Source organism: Cobetia sp. 3AK (assembly GCF_029846335.1).
GTDB lineage: Bacteria > Pseudomonadota > Gammaproteobacteria > Pseudomonadales > Halomonadaceae > Cobetia > Cobetia marina.
In genome coordinates this window covers 1-20,924 of sequence record NZ_JARWKR010000006.1, presented here as the reverse complement: position 1 = coordinate 20,924, position 20,924 = coordinate 1, and the positions used below count along the sequence as shown (strand labels likewise).

At 64.5% G+C, this 20,924-nt stretch carries 15 protein-coding genes; 9 read left to right on the top strand and 6 right to left on the bottom strand.

What is annotated here, in order from left to right; all coding sequences use genetic code 11:
• Positions 1 to 46: 46 nt before the first annotated feature.
• The gene (locus tag QD228_RS09850; protein ID WP_167592949.1) at positions 47 to 1,195 is read left to right on the top strand and encodes a diguanylate cyclase; all 1,149 of its coding nucleotides are present in this window, start codon (positions 47 to 49) and stop codon (positions 1,193 to 1,195) included.
• Positions 1,196 to 1,334: 139 nt separating this feature from the next.
• Positions 1,335 to 2,228: a UDP-2,3-diacylglucosamine diphosphatase gene (locus QD228_RS09845; protein WP_279875462.1), complete on the top strand. Its 894-nt coding sequence runs from the start codon at positions 1,335 to 1,337 to the stop codon at positions 2,226 to 2,228.
• Between the two features lie 3 nt (positions 2,229 to 2,231).
• On the opposite strand, the gene QD228_RS09840 is transcribed toward QD228_RS09845, so the two are convergent.
• Positions 2,232 to 3,161 (bottom strand): AEC family transporter, encoded by a 930-nt coding sequence (locus QD228_RS09840; RefSeq protein ID WP_077379953.1) that lies wholly within the window; start codon positions 3,159 to 3,161, stop codon positions 2,232 to 2,234.
• A 348-nt stretch (positions 3,162 to 3,509) separates the two neighbouring features.
• Here QD228_RS09840 and metF point away from each other — a divergent pair, with 348 nt between their 5' ends.
• A complete protein-coding gene (gene metF / locus QD228_RS09835) occupies positions 3,510 to 4,361 on the top strand; it encodes a methylenetetrahydrofolate reductase [NAD(P)H] (protein ID WP_077379955.1) in 852 nt (283 codons plus the stop codon).
• Positions 4,362 to 4,520: 159 nt separating this feature from the next.
• Positions 4,521 to 5,090: a superoxide dismutase family protein gene (sodC, locus tag QD228_RS09830; RefSeq protein ID WP_084207737.1), complete on the top strand. Its 570-nt coding sequence runs from the start codon at positions 4,521 to 4,523 to the stop codon at positions 5,088 to 5,090.
• A 126-nt stretch (positions 5,091 to 5,216) separates the two neighbouring features.
• Here the strand turns inward: sodC and QD228_RS09825 are convergent, their stop codons facing one another.
• Positions 5,217 to 5,468 carry a YheV family putative zinc ribbon protein gene (locus QD228_RS09825; RefSeq protein WP_077379959.1) on the bottom strand — a complete coding sequence of 84 codons (252 nt, stop codon included), beginning with the start codon at positions 5,466 to 5,468 and terminating at the stop codon, positions 5,217 to 5,219.
• A 170-nt stretch (positions 5,469 to 5,638) separates the two neighbouring features.
• The gene (prlC, locus tag QD228_RS09820) at positions 5,639 to 7,687 is read right to left on the bottom strand and encodes an oligopeptidase A (protein ID WP_084207739.1); all 2,049 of its coding nucleotides are present in this window, start codon (positions 7,685 to 7,687) and stop codon (positions 5,639 to 5,641) included.
• A 282-nt stretch (positions 7,688 to 7,969) separates the two neighbouring features.
• Between prlC and QD228_RS09815 the strand changes: the two genes are divergently transcribed.
• The 3 genes from QD228_RS09815 (at position 7,970) to QD228_RS09805 (ending at position 10,978) form a co-directional block, all read left to right on the top strand.
• Positions 7,970 to 9,313: a sodium-dependent transporter gene (locus QD228_RS09815; protein WP_077379963.1), complete on the top strand. Its 1,344-nt coding sequence runs from the start codon at positions 7,970 to 7,972 to the stop codon at positions 9,311 to 9,313.
• A gap of 167 nt (positions 9,314 to 9,480) precedes the next feature.
• Positions 9,481 to 10,023 (top strand): gamma carbonic anhydrase family protein, encoded by a 543-nt coding sequence (locus QD228_RS09810; protein ID WP_191236384.1) that lies wholly within the window; start codon positions 9,481 to 9,483, stop codon positions 10,021 to 10,023.
• Positions 10,024 to 10,270: 247 nt separating this feature from the next.
• Entirely contained in the window at positions 10,271 to 10,978 is a 708-nt protein-coding gene (locus tag QD228_RS09805; RefSeq protein ID WP_077379967.1) for a metal-dependent hydrolase, read from the top strand.
• Between the two features lie 36 nt (positions 10,979 to 11,014).
• Here QD228_RS09805 and QD228_RS09800 read toward each other — a convergent pair whose 3' ends face one another.
• The 3 genes from QD228_RS09800 to QD228_RS09790 form a co-directional block, all read right to left on the bottom strand.
• Positions 11,015 to 12,460, bottom strand: coding sequence for a sigma-54 dependent transcriptional regulator (locus QD228_RS09800; protein ID WP_084207741.1), 1,446 nt, complete (start codon positions 12,458 to 12,460; stop codon positions 11,015 to 11,017).
• Entirely contained in the window at positions 12,457 to 14,817 is a 2,361-nt protein-coding gene (locus QD228_RS09795; RefSeq protein ID WP_279875459.1) for an ATP-binding protein, read from the bottom strand. Before QD228_RS09795 ends, QD228_RS09800 begins: the two co-directional genes overlap by 4 nt.
• A gap of 74 nt (positions 14,818 to 14,891) precedes the next feature.
• The gene (locus QD228_RS09790) at positions 14,892 to 15,659 is read right to left on the bottom strand and encodes an FCD domain-containing protein (RefSeq protein WP_077379971.1); all 768 of its coding nucleotides are present in this window, start codon (positions 15,657 to 15,659) and stop codon (positions 14,892 to 14,894) included.
• Positions 15,660 to 16,071: 412 nt separating this feature from the next.
• On the opposite strand from QD228_RS09790, the gene QD228_RS09785 reads away from it, so the two are divergent.
• Together QD228_RS09785 and QD228_RS09780 are read left to right on the top strand one after the other, a co-directional pair.
• Positions 16,072 to 17,778: an L-lactate permease gene (locus tag QD228_RS09785; protein ID WP_279875457.1), complete on the top strand. Its 1,707-nt coding sequence runs from the start codon at positions 16,072 to 16,074 to the stop codon at positions 17,776 to 17,778.
• 64 nt (positions 17,779 to 17,842) lie between these two features.
• On the top strand, positions 17,843 to 20,782 hold the full coding sequence (locus tag QD228_RS09780) for an FAD-binding and (Fe-S)-binding domain-containing protein (protein ID WP_279875455.1): 2,940 nt from the start codon (positions 17,843 to 17,845) through the stop codon (positions 20,780 to 20,782).
• Positions 20,783 to 20,924 lie beyond the last annotated feature (142 nt).

Sequence of the window (20,924 nt, the reverse complement as noted above, 5' to 3'; positions counted from 1 at the left end):
CCCCAGCTTTCCGAGAGGACGTGCCGTGTCGTTCCATGATCACCTCATGCCATGCAGTGAGATGGAGGATGAGGAGTCTCGCCATTATCGGGCGCGACTCAATCATACCTTCGTGCTGTTCGCGATGGCGGGTCTGGCGTGCTTTCTGCTGTTCGATTACTTCCAGGTCCCTGACGCCTGGCCGACCCTGTGGCTCGGGCGCTTTCTGCTTCTCGGTGTCTGTGTGCTGTGTGTGACGCTACTGCGTCGCCAGCCACGTCGACCCGACGATATCGCATTGCTCGGCGCCGTCTGCGCCAATCTGTATTTCTGCTTCGGCGCGACGATGATCCAGGATGCCATCACGCTATCGCTGTGGAACCTGAGCTTCTCGACCTCCATGCTGATCGCCATGCCGGCGTGGCTGGTGTGGGGCTGGCGGTACCAGCTGGTCAGCAGTCTGCCGTTGATACTGGGCTATCTGCCGCTCTTTCTATGGCTGAGCCCGCTCTCGCTCAAGGACCTTGCCGGCGCGGGAGGTGCCTACATGATCGCGACGATGATCATGGCGCCGGCGCTGGCGCACGCTCGCAGCTCCACCTTCCTGCGTACCGTCAAGCTGCGCCGGGCACTGGAGGTGCGCAACGCCGAGCTCAGCCACATGAATCAGCAGCTGCTCACGCAGCAGCATGAGCTGGAATACCGTGCCAACCATGACCTGCTGACCAGTCTGCCCAACCGCCGCTGTGGTCTCGAGTTTCTCGACAGGACGTTGGCCGCCAGCCTGCGAGAACGCCGGTGTCTATCCATCCTGTTCGTGGATGTCGATCGCTTGAAGTACGTCAACGACACCTTTGGCCATCCCCAGGGGGACCGGCTGATCCAGTTGGTCGCCGCAGGCGCGGCACAGGCCGCGGGAGAGGAAGGGATGGCCTGCCGTCTGGGCGGAGACGAGTTTCTGGTCGTGCTGCCCGGGGCCTGCGACATGGCCAGTCAGCAGGCGGCGAATCAGCTGATGCATCACCTGGAGGCGCAACGTCTCGAGGAGCAGATCGCCTTTCCGGTCGAGGTGAGCATCGGGCGGGTCACGCATGACTCGGTACTGCAGGGCGAGATCAGCGTGCAGGATCTCATCCACATCGCGGATGATCGCATGTACCGTCAGAAGCGCGCCGGCCGGCATGCGGTGGTAAAGGGGAGCAATCAGCAGGCGTGAGCGGCTAGTTGTCATCGCCCGGTCATGGTCCTGTTATGGAGGCGTCATCGCACGCGGTCACTCTGGTCCGGCAATCCGGGGCGTAGCCATGTCTGTCTGCGCTCGCCGATCCCGAGGTGATTGATCAGAGGTAACTGACATGCCCGTGCCGCACTTCGCTCCCCCGTCTTCTCCGGCGTCTTCTGCAGAGGCGGCGCCACGGCATGCGTCACTCGGCCAGGTGCGGACATTGTTCATCTCGGACGTGCATCTGGGCACGCCGGACTGTCAGGCGGCGCTGCTCGCGAAGCTGCTGCGGCGCGTGCGCCCTGAGCGTCTGTATCTGGTCGGCGATATCGTGGATCTGCTGGCGATGCGCAAGCGTGCGGTGCTCGACAAGGACCAGCAGGCGCTGGTGGCGCGGGTACTGCGCCTGGCACGCAGTGGCTGCGAGGTCATCTACATTCCCGGCAATCACGATGCCGCCTTCCGTCGGCTCTGCGGCCTCAAGCTCCACAACGTGAGCATCGAGCGGCGCGCGATCCACACCACCGGCAGCGGGCGCCGCCTGCTGGTCTCCCACGGCGATGAATTCGATACCCATGTGCGCATCGCGCCGTGGCTGCTCACGCTGGGGGATGGCATGCACGGCTTCATCCTGTCGCTCAATCGCTGGTGCAACCGCGCGCGTGGCATGTTCGGTCTGCCTTACTGGTCGCTGGCCAGCGCGCTCAAGCGCCGCAGTGGCGTCGCCCAGCGCTACGTGGCCCAGTTCGAGGAGGCGGCCATGCGCCAGGCCCGTCTCGAAGGCCTGGATGGCTATGTCGGTGGGCATATCCACCAGGCGGGCTTTCGGGTCGAGGATGGCGTGCTCTACTGCAACGACGGCGACTGGGTAGAGCACTGCACTGCGCTGGCGGAAGATGGCGACGGCGCACTGCATCTGATCGACTGGCAGGGGCAGATTCTCGAAAGCGCCCCGCGTCATGTGATGCCGCGTCAGGTCGTGCCACCCGCCACCGAGGCCGTCACCCCCGAGATGGCCGGGGCCTGAGCCTCACCCCAGCCCGCTGATCGTCAGCATCCATGACAGGTAGAGTGGGATGATCAGCGGGGCCGCCAGGGTAGTCAGCATCACCGCGATCGCGCCCTTGGCCGGCTGGATGTTCAGCTCGATGGCCAGCACGACCACATTGGCGGCCATCGGCACCACCCCCAGCAGCAGCAGGACCTGCGCCAGTACCGGGTCGAGTGCGAACAGGCTGCCCAGCAGCATCACGCTGCCCAGACTCAGCAGCGGCCACATCACGAAACGCAGGGCAGTCGCGGCCAGGATGAAGCGCGGGTCGACCTCGCGCAGGCTGATGCCCCCCAGCGTCATGCCGATGATCATCATGCCCAGCACCGTGTAGCTGTACTTGAAGTAGTCGAGCCCCTCCATGACCGCCCCCGGCACCTGGAGCCCCAGCGTGCCGACCAGCAGTGCGGCCATGAAGGCGTAGATCAGCGGCAGCCGCGCGATCTTCACCAGACTTTGCTGCATCGAGAACTGCCCGCGCGCACTGACGTAGAAGCCCAGCGTGAACTCATACAGGGTGATGCCGAGCAGGCAGAACAGGTACTGGGTCACGCCTTCCGGCGGTAGCAACAGCATCGCGACCGGCAGGCCGAAGTAGCCGGTGTTGCCGGTGCCGGAAGAGAAGGCGAGCAAGGCGGCCTCCTGCGGCGGGAAGAACTTCGCGGCCAGTGGACGCACCAGCAGACAGATGAGGCTCGACAGCGTGAACAGGCCCAGTGTCAGACCCAGATCGCTCAAGGAGGGCTCGCCTAGCACCAGTCCGCGGAAGAAGGTCAGCGGCGCGATCACGTAGATCAGCAAGGTAGCGATGGGGCGTGGGTCGATGGCCAGCTTGCGGGCGCACAGTGCGCCGATGGCAACGAAGGTGATCAGCATCCAGAGCGGTTGCTGCAGATCCAGGTGATCCATCACGGTTCCTTGTGAAGCGGGGCGAGGGCATGCGAGCCATCATGCCGTGAGTCATGTGCCGACGTCATCTCGAAAACGGCGCCCGCTCAGGCCGCAGGGAGGATGTCGCGCAGCAGGTGAGTCGGGTAAGGCGTTGTGGTTATAAGAAAGCAGATTCTTATATGAATGATATTGATGTTGAGGCGAAAACCTTTCATTGGCCGTGGATCGAGGCGCAGGTCATGATGCATGACATGCACCGTGCGCGTGCTTGTGTCATCAGCGCAGCGTCACACGGCAGCACGCACACCGCGACGTGTGCGGCACAAGAACATCAATGCCGGACACGACCGATCAGGAGGCCGCCCCATGAGCGCCAGCGAACACCCCTCAGGCATCAGTTTCGAGTTCTTTCCACCGAATACCGAGGTGGGACGTGAAAAGCTGATGGGTGTCCGTGACCGTCTGGCCGCGCTGGACCCGGCATTCTTCTCGGTCACCTATGGCGCTGGTGGCTCCACGCGTGAGCGCACCTTCAATACCGTGCAGTCCGTGCGCAGCAGCGGTATCTGCACGGCGCCGCATCTGTCATGTGTCGGCAGCGACCGTGGTGAGCTGCGCGAGATTCTCGGCGAGTATCGCGAGCAGGGCATCAAGCGCCTGGTGGCGCTGCGCGGTGATCTGCCGTCCGGGATGGGCGCGCGCAGTGAACTGCGCCATGCCAATGAGCTGGTGGAGTTCGTGCGTGACGAGACCGGCGATCATTTCGAGATCGCGGTGGCCGCCTACCCGGAGTGTCACCCGCAGGCTGACAACTACCGTATGGATCTGGAGAACTTCGCACGCAAGATGAATGCCGGGGCCGACATCGCCATCACCCAGTACTTCTTCAATGCCGATGCCTACTTCCACTTCGTGGAGCGAGCACGTGATCTGGGCATCCAGCAGCCGATCATCCCGGGCATCATGCCGATCACCAATTACACCAAGCTGGCGCGTTTCTCCGACTCCTGCGGTGCCGAGATTCCGCGCTGGATTCGCAGGCAGCTCGAGAGCTACGCCGATGACAGCGAGAGCCTCCAGGCCTTCGGTACCGAGGTGATCTCGCGGATGAGTCAGCGTCTGCTGGATGGCGGCGCGCCGGGTCTGCATTTCTATACCCTCAACCAGGCCGGGCCGTGTCTCAAGGTGCTGGAAAACCTAGGGATCTCTTCTCGCTGAGGTGTGCTCGCCCGGCGTGCGCGGCAAGTCATTGGCAGAATTGCATTGAATGTGACGTCTCTCGCCCTGAGGTCTGAGGGGTAGCCGCTTGCGACAGCGGCCCGCAAGCCACTCAAGGCGTCGGCAGTGGAGCCGGCCTCAGTGAAGGAGAGATTGCTCATGAATCACGAGACACAGCACACGGCATCCTTTGCGTCATCTACCAGAAAGCCCTTCAAGAGCGCCGCTGCGGTGGCGCTGGGTGCCTGGTTGTTCGGGGGTGTCGCCCAGGCGGCCACCGAGGTGGAAATGCATCGTGTCAGCAGTGACGGGGTGGGCGAGACCGTCGGTAGCATCATGGCCGAGGACACTGCTGATGGTCTGCTGCTGACGCCGAAGATCGAAGGGCTCGAAAGCGGCATCCATGGCTTCCACCTGCATGCCAATGCCAGCTGCGAACCCGCCGAGAAGGACGGTGAGGCCGTGGCCGGTGCCGCGGCAGGTGGCCACTTCGACCCAGAGGAGACCGGCACCCACCAGGGCCCGTATGGCGATGGCCACCTGGGCGATCTTCCGGCGCTGAGCGTCGATGCCGATGGCAAGATCTCGCTGCCGGTGTTGGCTCCGCGCCTCAAGGAGAGCGATCTCGGCGGTCATGCGCTGATGATCCACTCCGGCGGTGACAACTACACCGATACGCCCAAGCTGGGTGGTGGCGGCTCGCGCGTTGCCTGCGGCGTGGTCAAATGAAAGCCGTGGGCCAGTCGAGCTGACAGTCCGTCGAGCTGCATGAAAAAGCCCCGCCATCTGGCGGGGCTTTTTCATGCAGCAAGCATGGATGCCATGGGGGGCTCGCGATATCACAATCACATGCGGTCAATGCCGCTTGCCGGGGTCCAGGATACGCACCGGCTGGACCTCATCACTCGCGGGCTCGTCGCGTGGCGCGTTCACGCGCGTGGATAGCTCCTCGAGGGTGGGCGGTTCCTCGATGGCCTGTTGCTCGAAGAAGTCACAGGACACGCAGTCACGGTAGCGTGTCTCGTTCTGCTCCCAGGTGCGCAGGCGGTCCATTGCTCCGCAGCGTGGGCAGACGGCACCCGCGATGAAGCGCTTGATGGTAGACATGGTGCCTCCAGTCAGGATCTGGTTGTGTCAGGCCGCTCGGCATCGGGCAATGCGAGCGTCAGGCGGACGATGCGCCATATGATACGCCCCCGACCGGCAAAGGTCAGGGGCGCAGGGTCAGCGGTGTGATCAGGCTTGCGCCGTCATCAAGACCGGGGTCTGGGCGAGGCTCAGGCCGCCTGGGCACCGATGCCGGAGTGACGCAGCAGGGCATCGACCTGCGGGTCACGGCCCCGGAAGGCGCGGAACAGCTCGGCGGCATCACGCGAGCCACCCTTGGCCAGTACCTCTTCCCGGAAGCGCTGACCGGTGGCGGTGTCGAAGACGGCGCTTTCCTCGAAGGCGCTGAAGGCATCCGCCGACAGCACTTCGGCCCACTTGTAGCTGTAGTAGCCCGCGGCGTAACCGCCGGCGAAGATGTGGCTGAAGCCATTCTGGAAGCGGTTGAACTCGACTGCCGGGACCACGGCGACCTTGCTGCGTACCTCGTCGAGCAGCGTCTGGACATCGCCGGCGGACGGCGTGTCGAGCTCGTGATGCAGGCGGAAGTCGAACAGCGAGAATTCCAGCTGGCGGACCATGGTCATCGCCGCCTGGAAGTTGCGGGCTGCCTGCAGGCGCTCGAGCATGTCGTCGGGCAGACGCTCGCCGGTGTCCACGTGACGCGCGATCAGATCCAGCCCTTCACGCTCGTAGCAGAAGTTCTCCATGAACTGGCTGGGCAGCTCGACGGCGTCCCACGCCACGCCATTGATGCCGGAGACTTCGGCGACTTCCTGACGGGTCAGCATGTGATGCAGACCGTGACCGAACTCGTGGAACAGCGTGACCACTTCATCGTGGGTCAGCAGCGCCGGGCGGCCACCCACCGGGCGGGTGAAGTTGCAGGTCAGATAGGCGACCGGCAACTGCAGGCTGCCATCCTCGCGGCGACGACGCACGCGGCACTCATCCATCCAGGCGCCGCCACGCTTGCCTTCGCGGGCATAGAGGTCGAGATAGAAGCCGGCGATCGGCGTGTCATTCTCGATCACCTCGTAGTAGCTGACGTCGTCGTGCCACACCGGCACTTCACGCTGCTGGAAGGTGATGCCGTAGAGGCGATTGACCACCTCGAACAGCCCGTCGATGGCCTGCGGCGCCGGGAAGTAGGGGCGCAGCTGTTCCTGATTGATCGCGTAGCGTGATTCGCGCAGCTTCTCGCTGGCGTAGCCGACATCCCACGGTTGCAGGTCATCGATGCCGAGGCTTTCGGTGGCGTAGGCCGCCAGCTCGTTGAACTCTTCACGCGCCTGGGGCACTGCGCGGGTCGCGAGGTCCTCGAGGAAGCTGATGACCTGTGCCGGCGAGTCGGCCATCTTGGTCGCCAGTGACAGTGAGGCGTAATCGTCGAAACCGATCAGCCTGGCCAGTTCCTGACGCAGGGCCAGAATCTCCTCGATCACCGGACCGTTGTCGAAATCACCGGCGTTGGGACCCTTTTCCGAGGCGCGGGTGACGAAGGCGGTGTAGACCTCCTCGCGCAGCTCGCGGTTGTCGGCGTAGCTGAGCACCGGGAAGAAGCTCGGGAAGTCCAGGGTGATGCGATAGCCTTCCAGCCCCTTGGCCTCGGCGTTGGCCTTGAGCGCCGCGAGGCCGCTTTCCGGCACGCCCGCCAGTGCCTCTTCCTCGACATCCTTGTGCCAGGCCTGGGTGGCATCCAGCACATGGTTGGAGAAGGTGTTGGAGAGTTCGGACAGGCGCGCCTGGATCTCGCCATAACGCTGCTTCTTGTCCTGGGGCAGATCGACACCGGCGAGACGGAAATCGCGCAGACTGTTGGTGATCGCCTTCTGCTGGGCTTCATCGAGGCTTGCGAATTCGTCGCTGTCCGCAAGGCGCTGATAGGCCGCAGCCAGATCGCTGTTCTGACCCACCCAGGTGGAGTAGGCCGACAGCTTGGCCAGACAGGCCTGATAGGCCTCGCGCAGCTTGGGGGAATTCATGGTCGAGTTGAGGTGCGAGACCGGTGACCAGGCCTGACTCAGGCGGTCGCCCAGCGCTTCCAGCGGCGCGGCGAAGTTGTCCCAGCGCGTGTCGTCGCGGGTGGCCTCGATCAGGCGCTCGATCTCCTGCTGGTTGTGCTCCAGCAGTTCGCTGATCGCGTCTTCGACATGCTCGGCCTTGAGGGTGTCGAAGGGGGGCAGAGTGTTGCGTTCCAACAGGGGATTGATCGACATCGTGTACCTCGCGTCATTCGGATGGGCGGCAGCGGTGAACGGTAAAGGAAGACTGGCGCGTCGGAGGCGCCACGAGAACGGTGTCACCGTCGCCGCGGGGATACCTAGAATGTGAGGCCTTGGCGCGTGTTATTCAATCTATCGACCCGATAGGAGGCGGCCCGGACCTCTCCGCGTGGGACGCCCGAGCCGAGCCTGCATTGGCCCTGAACGACGCGGCTGCTATCTTGCAGCCCCTGATGAGCCTTCATTGACTATCGATTCTTCACCACGAGAGCAGACATGAGCGAAACCACCGAACGCTGGGGCAGTCGCCGCGCCTTCATCCTGGCCGTCACCGGCGCTGCCGTCGGGTTGGGCAACATCTGGCGCTTCCCGTACATGACGGGCGAGAACGGCGGTTCGGCCTTTCTGCTGCTGTACATCGGCTTCGTGCTGCTGCTGGGCCTGCCGGTGATGATGGCCGAGATCATGATCGGTCGCGCCGGTCGGCGCGGGCCGATGCAGGCGCTCGCCCATCTGGCGACCAGCGCTGGCCGTACGCCGAACTGGCGCTGGCTGGGCTTCTTCGGTGCCATCACCATGTTCTTCATCCTGTCGTTCTATTCGGTGGTGTCGGGCTGGTCGATCGAGTATCTGGTCGATTCACTGAAGGGGGACTTCAGCGGCATGAGCCCGCCGGAGATCGGCGCCTCCTTCGGTGCCTTCCTGGAAGACCCGGTCACCATGACCTTCAACCACACCGTCTTCATGCTGATGACCATGAGCGTGGTGGCCGCCGGCATCTCCTCGGGGCTCGAACGTCTCAACAACCTGATGATGCCGCTGCTCTACGTGCTGTTGCTGGCATTGGCCGGTTACAGCATCAGCACTCCGGGCTTCGGTCCCGCCATCAGCTGGCTGTTCATGCCCAATCCCGACGCCATCACGCTGGACGTGATACTCAATGCCATGGGGCATGCCTTCTTCACGTTGGCGGTCGGCGCCTGTGCGCTGATGGCCTATGGCGCCTACATGCCGGAGCGCCAGAGTCTGCCGACGGCCGCGATCGCCGTGGCGGCGCTGGACATCGGGGTGGCATTGCTGGCGGGGATCGCCATCTTCGCGGCGGTGTTCAGTCAGGGGCTGGACCCGGCCTCCGGGCCCGGCCTGATGTTCGTCAGCCTGCCCATCGCCTTTGCCAATCTGCCGGGCGGCAGCCTGCTGCTGGCGCTGTTCTTCCTGTTGCTGCTGCTGGCGACCTGGACCAGCTCGATCAACATCGCCGAACCCATCGTCGAGGTGCTGCAGGGCTGGGGAATGACACGTCGGCGTGCCGCGCTGGCGGTGGGTATCGCGGTCTGGGCGATGGGCCTGTTGTCGGTGCTGTCCTTCTCGAGCCTCAAGGAGGTGCACCTGCTGGGCGAGATGAACGCCTTCGATGTGGTGACGACGATTCCGCCGGACTTCTTCCTGCCGATCGGCGGCCTGCTGATCGCCATCTTCGCGGGCTGGATCATGCCGCAGAATCTGGCATTGGCGGGGCTGGGGACGTCGCGTCGTTTCTTCCGTCGCTGGCGTTGGGTGCTGCGCTGGATCTCGATTCCGCTGGTGCTGGTCGTGCTGGGGTGGAGCTTCTTCAAGTAGGCCGCCAAGGGTTACGTGAGCAGGGCGTTTAGTCCTCGGGAGGGGCGGTGCCGCAAGGCGGGGAAATGAGCGTCGTCGAGCAAACCGCAACGCGATTCAGGCTGCCGCGCTATTGGCATCATGACGATGGGAGCAGTAGGCTGGTGGCCTAATTCAGGAGGCAAGGCATGAGCATTCGATCCTTCAAGGGCCTGACGCCGCGGCTGGGCGAACGGGTTTTCATCGACCCCAGCAGTGTCGTACTGGGCGATGTCGCCCTCGGTGATGACAGCTCGGTATGGCCACTGGCCGTGATCCGCGGCGACATGCACCGTATCCGTATCGGCGCGCGTACCAGCGTGCAGGACGGGGCAGTGCTGCACATCACTCACGCCAGCGACTTCAATCCGGGCGGCCATCCGCTGGAAATCGGTGACGACGTCACCATCGGCCACAAGGCCGTGCTGCACGGCTGCACCATCCATGACCGCGTGCTGGTCGGCATGGGAGCCATCGTGATGGACGGTGTGGTGGTGGAGGATGAGGTCATCATCGCGGCGGGCGCACTGGTGCCGCCTGGCAAGCGTCTCGAAGGCGGGCATGTGTATGCGGGCAATCCCGCGCGTGCGCTGCGTCCCATCAAGGACAGCGAGCGTGAGTTCTTCACCTATTCGGCGGTGAACTACGTCAAGCTGAAGGATCAGCATCTGTCTGAGGATTACGCCGGCTGAACCTCCTTCAAGGAGTTCCCCGAGCGCAGCAAAGAGCACTCCCCCGTCGGCCCAGGCTGGCGGGGGAGTGCGCGTTTCGGGGGCTGCATTTCCCGAGCGTTGACGGTGGAGGCAGCATCTGCACTCACAAACCCGGACAAGCCATTGTTTTTCATGAAATGCTTGCGTCATAATCTGGACATATATCCAGTGACAGCGTGTGGTGACTGGTCCAGTGACATCGTCGAGGGCTCGCGACCCGTATCTCATGGCCAATTTTCGTACCCATATCACCGTGGCAGCCTTTGCCGGCGGTATCGTGGCGGCGGCCGGCTGGCAAGGCGGCCTGTGGTCACTGGCGGAGGGTGTGCCGCTGGCGAGCCTGACGACCTTCGGTGGCATCCTGCCGGACATCGACTCCGACAACTCGCGCGCCATCCGTATCCTGTTCACGCTGTTTGCGGTGCTGGCGACCATGGCCTGCGTGCTGCTGCTGCAGGACCGCCTGCTGGCGGGGCCGCTGATGATGGCGGGCGGCGCGACCTATCTGGGCGTGCGCTATGTGGCCAGCGCCATCTTCAAGCGTTTCACCGTCCATCGCGGCATCTGGCATTCCCTGCTGGCCTCATTGCTGTGCTCGCTGGGCGTGACGGCCGCCAGTCTGCATCTGCTCGGCCAGAGTGAGGAGCAGGCCTGGTGGCAGGGCGCCGCCCTGTTGTTCGGCGCCATGATCCATCTGTTGCTGGATGAGATGTACAGCGTCGACATGGTCGGGGCGCGTCTCAAGAAGAGTTTCGGCACTGCCTTCAAGCTGTTCGATTACCGCGAGCCGGGCAACTCGCTGGCGATGGTGGCGGTGATCGCCGCGATGACTCCCTGGCTACCGCCGCTGGCGGTGCTGGTGGACATCATGCACCTGCAGGGACCGTTGTCCGTCTTCGGCGCCAGCCTGTCTCGCCTGATGGCCGGTGTCTGACACGACGGCTACCTCTCCCGCAGTCCGCCATGCGCTTCAGCGCCGGTAGGGTTCGGCACTCAGGCCATGCTTCTTGAGCTTGTCGTAAAGTGTCTTGCGCGGCAGTCCCAGTCGTTCGCAGGCCATCACGACCTGTCCGCGGCACGCGGCCAGCGCGTCACGGATGAGCGCGGCCTCGAAGGCCTCCATGCGTGTCGGCAGTGCCTGCCCTTCGGTTGCCTGGCTGACGCTCTCTTCCAGTGACATCTCCGCCTGCAGGCTGCGTTGTTCGGCGGAACCTCCCGGCGGCTGCCCCTCCGCCATGCTGTCGCCGATATTGCCCTCCAGCCCCCCCAGCAGCACATGACGCTCCGCACAGTTTCTCAGCTCACGCACATTGCCCGGCCAGTCATGGTCGAGCAGCGCCTGCAGCGTACGCGAATCCAGCGGCGGAACCTCCAGACTGGTGCGCTCGCTGGCCAGAATGGCGAAGTGTCGAAACAGCTGCAGGATATCCTCGCGATGCTCACGCAGTGGCGGCAGATACAGCGTGACGACGTTCAGGCGGTAGTAGAGGTCTTCACGAAAGTCGCCGGCGCTGGCCGCTTCACGCAGGTCACGCTTGGTGGCCGCGATGACGCGGATGTCGATGGGGCGCGGTGTATTGCTGCCCAGTCGCTCGATACTGCGCTCCTGAAGGACACGCAACAGCTTGATCTGCAACGACATCGGCATGGACTCGATCTCATCGAGAAACAGGGTGCCGCCGTCGGCGTGTTCCAGCTTGCCGATCCGGCGCTCGCTGGCGCCGGTAAAGGCCCCCTTTTCGTGGCCGAACAGCTCCGACTCGATCAACGTCTCCGGCATGCCGCCACAATTGAGTGCCACGAAGGGCTTGCTGGCACGGAGACTGCGCTCGTGCAGACAGCGGGCCACGCGATCCTTGCCGGCTCCGGTCTCGCCGTACAGCAGGGTATCGGCATCCACCGCCGCCAGCCGTGAGACCTGGGCATCCAGGCGCTGAATCACCTCGCTGCTGCCGACCAGGCGCGGCCCGGCGCTGTTGCGCTGGGTATCCAGCTGCTCGCGCAGCGAGCGGTTCTCCAGCGCCAGACGTCTGGCGGCCACCGCACGCCGCACCCCGTCCAGCAGCCGCTCACGATCGAAGGGTTTCTCGATGAAGTCCCAGGCGCCGCCCTGCATGGCGGAGACGGCGGTATCGACATCGCCATGCCCTGTCATCACGATCACCGGCAGCTCGTCATCCAGCTCACGGGCAGCGCGCAGCAGGCTCAGACCATCCATGCCCGGCATGCGGATGTCGGTGATCACCACGCCTTCGAAGGGGGCTTCGGTGTTCAGGATCTCAAGCGCTTCCTCGGCACTGGCCAGCGGCCGGGTGAGGTAATCGGCCAGCATCAGGCTCTGGCTCAGGCTGTCGCGTAGATGTGGTTCGTCATCCACGACCAGCACCTGCATGTCAGCATTCGTGACATCACTCATGACGGCTCCTGTGAATTGGCGGCGGCGGATGGGGAAAGGGGCTGTGATGGCGTGCCCGACGCCGGCAGCGTCAGCCGGAACAGTGCGCCCCCCAGCGGTGAGGGATGCGCCTCGAGGGTGCCGCCGAGATCCGCCACGATACGCGCGCTGATCGACAGCCCCAGTCCCAGTCCCTTGCCATCGGCGCGCTGGGTATAGAAGGGTTCGAAGACCCGCGTCAGCTGGGCTGGCGCAAGCCCCGGGCCGTTGTCATGCACTTCCAGCACCACTTGCGTGCCTTCACTTCCGGCTCGTTCATGCAGGTTCAGCTGGAGGCAGGCTGGCGCTGACGGTCTGTCAGCCAGCGCATCCAGTGCATTGCTGAGCAGATTGACCAGTACCTGCTCGAGGCGTACCGGTTCGGCACGCACCCTGGGCAGGGCGGTGCTCTGCTCACGCGTGATGTCGACTGCCTGGGCATCACAGCGTGGCTGCAGCAGGCGCAGGGCATAGTCGAGACTGGTGGCGAGGTCGACCGCTTCCAGGCGGTCACCACTCTTGCGCGAGAACTGGCGCAGCTGGGCGCTGATCTCGCCCATGCGCTGGGTCAGCTCGGTGATCTGGCGCAGGTTGCTCTCGACCTGAGGTGTCTGGGCACGGGCGAGGAAGGCGCTGGCATTCTCGGCATAGGCGCGGATGGCGGCCAGCGGCTGGTTGAGCTCGTGGTTGATGCCGGCGGCCAGCTCGCCAAGCACTGCCAGCTTGGCGGTCTGGATCAGTTCATCGCGGGTCGCGCGCAGCTCACGCTCGGCGCGGGTGCGTTCCTCGACTTCCGCGCTCAGGCGCGCATTGCTGGCAGCGAGGTCACGGGTGCGCTCGACCACGCGTTGCTCGAAGGCATCGCGTGCCTGGGCGAGAGCCTCGGCCTGGGCGCGCCGCTCGCTGACATCGAAGACCGTCACCAGCCAGCGCGGGCCATTGGGGCTCGGTAGCGGGGCGCAGGACAGCTCCAGCGGCACGGCCACTCCGCTGCGCAGGCCATGCACTTCCAGCGGCCCGATCGGGCGGGGGCGGGTCAGGTGGTCCAGCAGCGCACGCTCGGCCGGCAGGAACAGTTCGCGCAGGTCACGCCCTTCGCGTGCGCTGGGCTGCCGGGGGCTGTCGTCCCGTGAGGCATCGGCGCTCAAGGGCGAACCGAACAGCGCCACGGCGGTAGGATTGAGGTACACCAGGTGAGCACGTTCATCGAGGATACACAGCCCCGCCTGAGTGCGGTCGATGATGCCCCGCACCCGTTGCTGACTGGCGGCGAGCGACTGTCGTTCACGTTCGGCGAACAGACGCCGCTCGCGCAGGATGCGCAGCCGTTGCCAGCCCAGCCCCGCCAGCAGGCACAGCAGTACGTAGCCACCGGCGGCCAGTCCGGCGGCTTGCCAGATGCTGCCGCGCAGCGGGGCCAGTGGCTTGAGCACATGCAGGCGCCAGCCGATGTCCGGCAGCGGGCGTGACAGGCTCAACCAGGCGTGCTGCCAGAGATCGCCCGGCGTCAGTTGCAGCAGCTCGACCGTGGTGACGGCGTCGAGACGCAAGGGCGGCTCGGGCGTCGACAGATCGGACAAGGCTTCACGGTGATAGAGCCGCAGGGGGCGCAGGCGTTGATTGGCATAGCGCTGGGTGTCGAGCAGCCGGTTGCGGGTCTCGTCACTGAGGGGGTCCAGCGTGCGCAGTACCCGGTCGGGCTGACTGGCGATGAAGATCACGCCGTGGGGGTCGGTGACCATGATGTCGGCATTCTGATCCAGCCATGCCGCTTCCAGCGCGGCGATCTGCACCTTGGCCACCACCACGCCGCGCCGCCCGCGGGGACTCACCACGCTGGCGCTGAAGAAGTAGCCACGCTCGCCGGAACTGGTCCCCAGCCCGTAGAAGCGTGCTTCGCCGCCATCGATGGCGTCCTTCCAGTAGGGGCGGAAGCGATAGTTCTGGCCGATGAAGGTGGATGCCGAGCGCCAGTTGCTGGCGGCGATGGTGGTGCCGACGTCGTTGACCAGGTAGAGGTCGGACACCTTCGCGAGCGCGCGCATGCGATCGAGCCGTTGATTGAGTGCCATCTCGGCGCTGGGGTCATCGGGGGCATCAAGGAAAGCGCGCAGCTGATCGTTCTCGGCGACCAGCCGTGGCAGGTAGGCATGCTGACTCAGTTGACCACGCAGGCTGGCGGCGGTCAGGCGCAACTCGTTGTCTGCTTCATGGGTCAGGCGCTCGAGTGACTGGCTGCGCGCGACGGCCACCGCCTGCCAGACGCACAGCATCAGACCGATCGGTAGCACGATCGCCAGCAGCAGACGCCAGTGGTGAGGCAGACGCGTGTCCTTCATCGGCAGGCCTTCCTGGGCAAGGGCTCAAGGGGAGGGGGAGCGGCCACCCTCACTGATCCATCAGCGTTGCACCCTCAGCGCTCCGGCATGGCCTGGGCACGGCGCAGGGCACGCTGTGCACGGGTTTCGGCGCGCTCCAGCTCCAGCAGTGAATCCTCGACGAACACCAGGTGCTCGTGGGCCGCGTTGCGGGCGTCCTCGGCGCGTCCTTCCATGATTGCCTCGAACAGGGTGCGGTGCTGCTGGATCAGGCGCGGACGCGATTCCGGCTTCTCGAACAGGTGGCGCAGGTTGGCCACGATGCTCTTCTCCAGCAACTGGAACAGGCTGCGCATCGAGTGCAGCAGCACCACGTTGTGTGCGGCCTCGGCGATGGCGAGGTGGAAGGCGGCATCCGCGCCGGCTTCCAGTTCCGGGTCACGTCCCTCGAAACTCTTCTCCAGCGTCTCGAAGCATTGACGCAGCATCTCCTTGTCGGCCGGGGTGGAGCGCATGGCAGCGTAATAGGCGCTGATGCCTTCCAGGGCGTCGCGAAACTCCAGCAGGTCGAGATTGAACTCGGAGTGCCGACCCAGCAGCGCACTGAGCGGGTCGGACCAGGCGCGCGCCAACTCTTCGGACACGTAGGTGCCGCCACCCTGACGTGAGGTCAAAAGCCCGCGCGCCGCCAGCTTCTGGATGGCTTCCCGTACGGACGGTCGCGAGACCTCGAACTGCTCGGCGAGGGTGCGCTCCGGAGGAAGCCGCTCACCGGGCTTCAGACTGCCCTCGAGAATCATGCTCTCGAGGCGTTCGGTGAGCACATCGGCGATACGGGGTTGGCGGACGGGGGCGTAACGCATGGAAGTGTCCTTGCGGCAGAAGTGAAAGGTGGCGCCGAGTGCTGCAAGCCGGTGTGCGGCATGCAGAAGAGGCGCGACCGAGGATCAGTGTGGCGTGTGGCGACTTCGCGCTATAGCCGACATTGGTCTTACCAATATGTATGACAACCACGCCTCGCGTGGCTGATTGGGATTGCCAACAATTGGTAATACCAATTTTAAAGGGCGGTGGTGCTTTGACCAATGTCTAGATATCAGGCAGCTCATGATGTTTGACCGCCATGAGGGCGACGCCTAGATTATGCCGAGGTGCAGCAAGGTAAATTGGTATGACCAATTTGCGTGGAGACCTGACCAGAGGGTGCGCCAACCCCGAGTGCTTCACTGCTGTGCCCGACAACAATCACAACAATTCGCCTGCGGAGTTTCCGTCATGTCCGAGCCCCTCCTGGCCTTGCTGGCCTTTGCCCCCATTCTGCTGGCGGGCATCCTGCTCGTCGGCCTGCAATGGCCCGCGCGCCGCGCCATGCCATTGGTCTTCCTCGTCACCGCTGCCATCGGCTATTTCGTGTGGCAGATGTCGCTGACGCGCATTCTGGCCTCCACGCTGCAGGGATTGATGGTCACCGTCTCGGTGCTGTGGATCATCTTCGGCGCCATCTTCCTGCTCAACACCCTCAAGCATTCCGGGGCGATCGCGGTGATCCGCGGTGCCTTCACCACCATCAGCCCGGATCGGCGCGTACAGGCGATCATCATCGCCTGGCTGTTCGGCAGCTTCATCGAGGGCGCTTCCGGCTTCGGGACGCCTGCGGCCATCGCGGCGCCGCTGCTGGTCGCCATCGGCTTCCCGGCGCTGGGGGCGGTGATGGTGGGCATGATGATCCAGTCGACGCCGGTGTCATTCGGGGCGGTGGGCACGCCGATCGTGATCGGCGTGAATGCAGGCCTCGACAAGGCCAATCTCGGTGAGCAGCTGCTGGCGAACCATTCCAGCTGGGAAGCCTTCCTGCAGCTGATCACCTCGGAAGTTGCCATCGTGCACGGCATCGTCGGCCTGCTGATGCCGCTGTTCATGACCGTGATGATGACGCGCTTCTTCGGTGCGAAGAAAAGCTGGAGCGAGGGGCTGTCGATTGCGCCGTTCGCGCTGTTCGCCGGCCTGTGCTTCACGCTGCCCTACGTGGCGGCGGGCATCTTCCTCGGCCCGGAATTCCCGTCACTGATCGGGGCGCTGGTCGGGTTGATCCTTGTGGTACCGGCGGCGCGTGCCGGATTTCTACTGCCGAAGGACAGCTGGGACTTTCCGCCCGAGGCCGAGTGGCCCAAACATTGGCTGGGAGACCTGACGCTGGAGCGTGATGACGTCGAGGCCGCCGCGGCGGGCAGAAAACCGCTGCCTCTGTGGCTGGCGTGGTTGCCCTATGGGCTGATCGCGCTGCTGCTGGTCGCCTCACGCGTATCGAGTGACTTCAAGGGCTGGCTGGTCAGCGTGCAGTTCAGTGCCACGGACCTGGTGGGGGCCAGCGGTGTGTCGGGGTCGATACAACCGCTCTACCTGCCGGGCGGCATCATGGTCTTCGTGGCACTGATCACCCTGATGCTGCATCGCATGCAGACGCGTCAGCTGGTGGCGGCGGCCAGTGAATCCTGGCGCACGCTGGTCGGGGCCGGATTCGTGCTGGTGTTCACCATTCCCATGGTGCGCATCCTGATCAACTCCGGCGTCAATCTGAACGACCTGGCCTCGATGCCGGTGGTGATGGCGAACGTGGTGGCCGACAGTCTCGGTCAGGCGTATCCGCTGTTCGCGTCCGGCATCGGCGCGCTGGGGGCCTTCATCGCCGGCTCCAATACGGTCTCGAACATGATGCTGTCCCAGTTCCAGTTCAATGTCGCTGCCCAGCTCGGGCTCTCGGGAGCGCTGATGGTGGCGCTGCAGGCGGTCGGGGCGGCGGCTGGCAACATGATCGCCATCCACAATGTGGTGGCGGCCTCGGCGACCGTCGGCCTGCTGGGGCGTGAGGGACGCACCCTGCGCATGACGGCGATTCCGACGGCTTACTATCTGTTGGCTTCTGGCGTGCTTGGCTTGCTGGCGTTCCACTTGCTGGGCCTGAGTGACCCATTGCTCAAGTGACAGAGCCTTTTCGTGATGCCGCCCTGACTGACATCCACACCGTTTTTTCAAAAAGAGATTGGCCATGACTGCTCCTGACGCCATTGCACGAGATGCCTTGAGCGAGACCCCATCGGCGACTGAGCGTGCTGCTGCCTATCTGGCATTGCGCGAGGCGCTGGCATTGCACCTTCCCGCTGAGCGCTTGATTCACGACGCGTTGCGGACGCTGGCCTACGGCACGGATGCCAGCTTCTATCGTCTGGTGCCGCAGCTGGTGGTGCGCGTGCATGACGAGCAGGAGCTGGGGCATGTGCTGCGCGAGTGTCGGGCGCGCAAGCTGCCGGTAACCTTCCGGGCGGCCGGGACGTCGCTGTCCGGTCAGGCGCTGACGGATTCGGTGCTCATCCAGCTGGGCGGTGAGTGGCGTGGGGCGCAGGTGCTGGAACAGGGCAGTCGTATCCGCCTGCAGCCGGGGGTGATCGGCGCGCGTGCCAATCAATTGCTGGCCCCCTTCGGGCGCAAGATCGGCCCGGACCCGGCCTCCATCAACAGCTGCATGATTGGTGGCATCGCGGCCAACAACGCCTCCGGCATGTGCTGCGGCACGGCACACAACAGTTATCGCACCGTGGAGGACATTCGCGTCATTCTCGCCGATGGCACCTGCCTGGATACGGCGGTGCCGAAGAGCGTACAGGCCTTCCGTGCAAGCCACGCTGGCCTGCTGGCAGCGTTGGAAAGGATGGCCTGCGATGTGCGGGCGGACCCTGAACTGGCGGAGCGCATCCGCCACAAGTACCGCCTCAAGAACACGACCGGCTACAGCCTCAATGCGCTGGTCGACTATGCCGATGGTCTCGAGATCCTCAAGCATCTGATGATCGGCTCGGAAGGCACGCTGGGCTTCATCGCCTCGATCACCTATCGCACGGTGATCGAGGAGTCACACAAGGCGGCGGCGCTGGTCTACTACCCGAACATCGATGCGGCCTGTCGCGCCACCATGCTGCTCAAGACGGCGCCGGTGGCGGCGGTGGAGCTGATGGATCGCGCGGCGCTGCGCTCCGTCGAGGACGCGCCGGGCATGCCGGAGGTGCTGCGCACCCTGCCGGAAGCGGCGGTCGCGCTGCTGGTGGATGTGCGCGGCGCGCATCAGCAGGAGCTGGAGACGCGCATGGCGGAGGTCGCCCGCGTGCTGGAAGGCATCGAGACCTGTGAAGCGTGGGCCTTCACCCAGGATGCGCAGCGCTATGCGTTGTACTGGAAGATCCGCAAGGGGCTGTTTCCGGCGGTCGGTGCGGTGCGTGACCTGGGGACCACCGTGATCATCGAGGATGTCGCCTTCCCCATCGAGCGGCTGGCGGAAGGGGTCGGGGCGCTGACGGAGGTCTTCCAGCGTCATGGCTACTCTCAGGCGATCCTGTTCGGCCACGCGCTGGAAGGCAACCTGCATTTCGTCTTCCCGCAGGGCTTCGAGCGTGAAGGCGAGGTGGAGCGCTATCAGGCATTGATGGATGACGTCGCACGGCTGGTGGGGCAGGAATACGGTGGTTCGCTCAAGGCCGAGCATGGTACCGGTCGCAACATGGCACCTTATGTAGAGCTTGAGTGGGGCAAGGAGGCCTACGCCCTGATGTGGCGTATCAAGGAGGCTTTCGACCCGGACAATCTGCTCAATCCGGAAGTCATCCTGACACGCAATTCCCGTCTGCATCTGGAGAACCTCAAGCCTCTCCCGGCAGCAGACCCGCTGGTGGATCGCTGCATCGAGTGCGGATTCTGCGAGTCGGTGTGTCCGTCGAAGAATCTCAGCCTCACTCCACGTCAGCGCATCGTCATCCGGCGTGAGATCGCACGACTCGCCGCCCTCGATATACCGACGGACGAGCAGCGCGCTCAGCTGGCGGCGCTCAAGAAGGATTACGCCTATCAAGGCATGGAGACCTGCGCGGGAGATGGTCTGTGTGCGACCCAGTGTCCGGTCGGCATCAATACCGGGGATCTGATCCGCGGTCTGCGCCACGAGGAGAACGCCGGTGCCGATCATCCGGGCAAGGTGAAGGTGGCGCACTGGGCCGGCGAGCACTTCACCCATGTCACCAGTGGCATGCGCGGTGTCTTGCGCCTGGCAGATGGGCTGCATGGTGTGGTCGGTACGCGCAACATGCGACGGCTGACTCAGGCCGCCCGCAAGGTCTCCGGCGACAGGGTGCAGCAATGGACCCCCAGCATGCCGGCCGCCGCTCCGCGCCCCTATCTCAAGCGTCTGGCGCAGCCATTGGGGCGCAACGAGACGCCCAATGGGCATGTCGTCTATTTTCCGTCCTGTGCCACGCGTGTCTTCGGGGTCGCCACTGGCGACATCGATCCGCGCAGCGCCACCGAGATGGCGCTGGCCCTGATGGACAAGGCGGGATTCGAAGTCGTTCTGCCCAAGGGAGTGGATGCTCTGTGCTGCGGAATGGCCTTCCAGTCCAAGGGCCAGTTCGAGGCCGGGGATGCCAAGGCCGCCGAGTTGGCAGCCGCGCTGGTGGAAGCGAGCGATGGCGGGCGTCTGCCGATCTTCTGTGATACCAGCCCGTGTCTCGCCCAGGCACAGGCCTACGCACGTGAACATCTCGAGGTATCACTCACGCTGGTCGAGCCGGTGCAGCTGGTGCTCGACTATCTATTGCCACACCTCTCGATCACGCCGCTCAAGGCAAGAGTCGCGGTGCATGTCACCTGCTCCAGTGTCCGCATGGGCTTGGCGGAGCGTTTCGTGGCACTGGCGCGCCAGTGTGCGACCGAGATCGTCGTGCCGGAAGAGATCACCTGCTGTGGTTTCGCGGGAGACAAGGGCTTCGCGACACCGGAGCTCAATGCTTCGGCGCTGAAAGGGCTGAAGGACGTGGTCGCCGACTGTGACTATGGTGTCTCCAACTCGCGCACCTGTGAGATAGGGCTGAGTGAGCACTCAGGGCTCAGTTATCAGTCGATTCTTGGCCTGGTGGAGCGTGCCTCGGCATCAAGGCAAGGATAGAGGGCAAGGATAGGGAGAAGAGGGAGTGTGACGCTCCGTGACAGCGTGATGACAATCTCTTGAAAAAGCCCTTGTGCTCACGCCGGTTCGTGCGTAAAGTACGCATCCGCTGCCGGGGACGCATGGCGTTACCAGCGGTGAA

Bases quoted from the DNA above. Each gene is read 5' to 3' on its own strand.
- QD228_RS09805 (WP_077379967.1), top strand. From the start codon at position 10,271: ATGGCCAATTTTCGTACCCATATCACCGTGGCAGCCTTTGCCGGCGGT.
- QD228_RS09785 (WP_279875457.1), top strand. From the start codon at position 16,072: ATGTCCGAGCCCCTCCTGGCCTTGCTGGCCTTTGCCCCCATTCTGCTG.
- sodC (WP_084207737.1), top strand. From the start codon at position 4,521: ATGAATCACGAGACACAGCACACGGCATCCTTTGCGTCATCTACCAGA.
- QD228_RS09795 (WP_279875459.1), bottom strand. From the start codon at position 14,817: ATGAAGGACACGCGTCTGCCTCACCACTGGCGTCTGCTGCTGGCGATC.
- QD228_RS09850 (WP_167592949.1), top strand. From the start codon at position 47: ATGCCATGCAGTGAGATGGAGGATGAGGAGTCTCGCCATTATCGGGCG.
- QD228_RS09810 (WP_191236384.1), top strand. From the start codon at position 9,481: ATGAGCATTCGATCCTTCAAGGGCCTGACGCCGCGGCTGGGCGAACGG.
- QD228_RS09845 (WP_279875462.1), top strand. From the start codon at position 1,335: ATGCCCGTGCCGCACTTCGCTCCCCCGTCTTCTCCGGCGTCTTCTGCA.
- QD228_RS09840 (WP_077379953.1), bottom strand. From the start codon at position 3,161: ATGGATCACCTGGATCTGCAGCAACCGCTCTGGATGCTGATCACCTTC.
- QD228_RS09815 (WP_077379963.1), top strand. From the start codon at position 7,970: ATGAGCGAAACCACCGAACGCTGGGGCAGTCGCCGCGCCTTCATCCTG.
- prlC (WP_084207739.1), bottom strand. From the start codon at position 7,687: ATGTCGATCAATCCCCTGTTGGAACGCAACACTCTGCCCCCCTTCGAC.
- QD228_RS09780 (WP_279875455.1), top strand. From the start codon at position 17,843: ATGACTGCTCCTGACGCCATTGCACGAGATGCCTTGAGCGAGACCCCA.
- QD228_RS09825 (WP_077379959.1), bottom strand. From the start codon at position 5,468: ATGTCTACCATCAAGCGCTTCATCGCGGGTGCCGTCTGCCCACGCTGC.
- QD228_RS09790 (WP_077379971.1), bottom strand. From the start codon at position 15,659: ATGCGTTACGCCCCCGTCCGCCAACCCCGTATCGCCGATGTGCTCACC.
- metF (WP_077379955.1), top strand. From the start codon at position 3,510: ATGAGCGCCAGCGAACACCCCTCAGGCATCAGTTTCGAGTTCTTTCCA.
- QD228_RS09800 (WP_084207741.1), bottom strand. From the start codon at position 12,460: ATGAGTGATGTCACGAATGCTGACATGCAGGTGCTGGTCGTGGATGAC.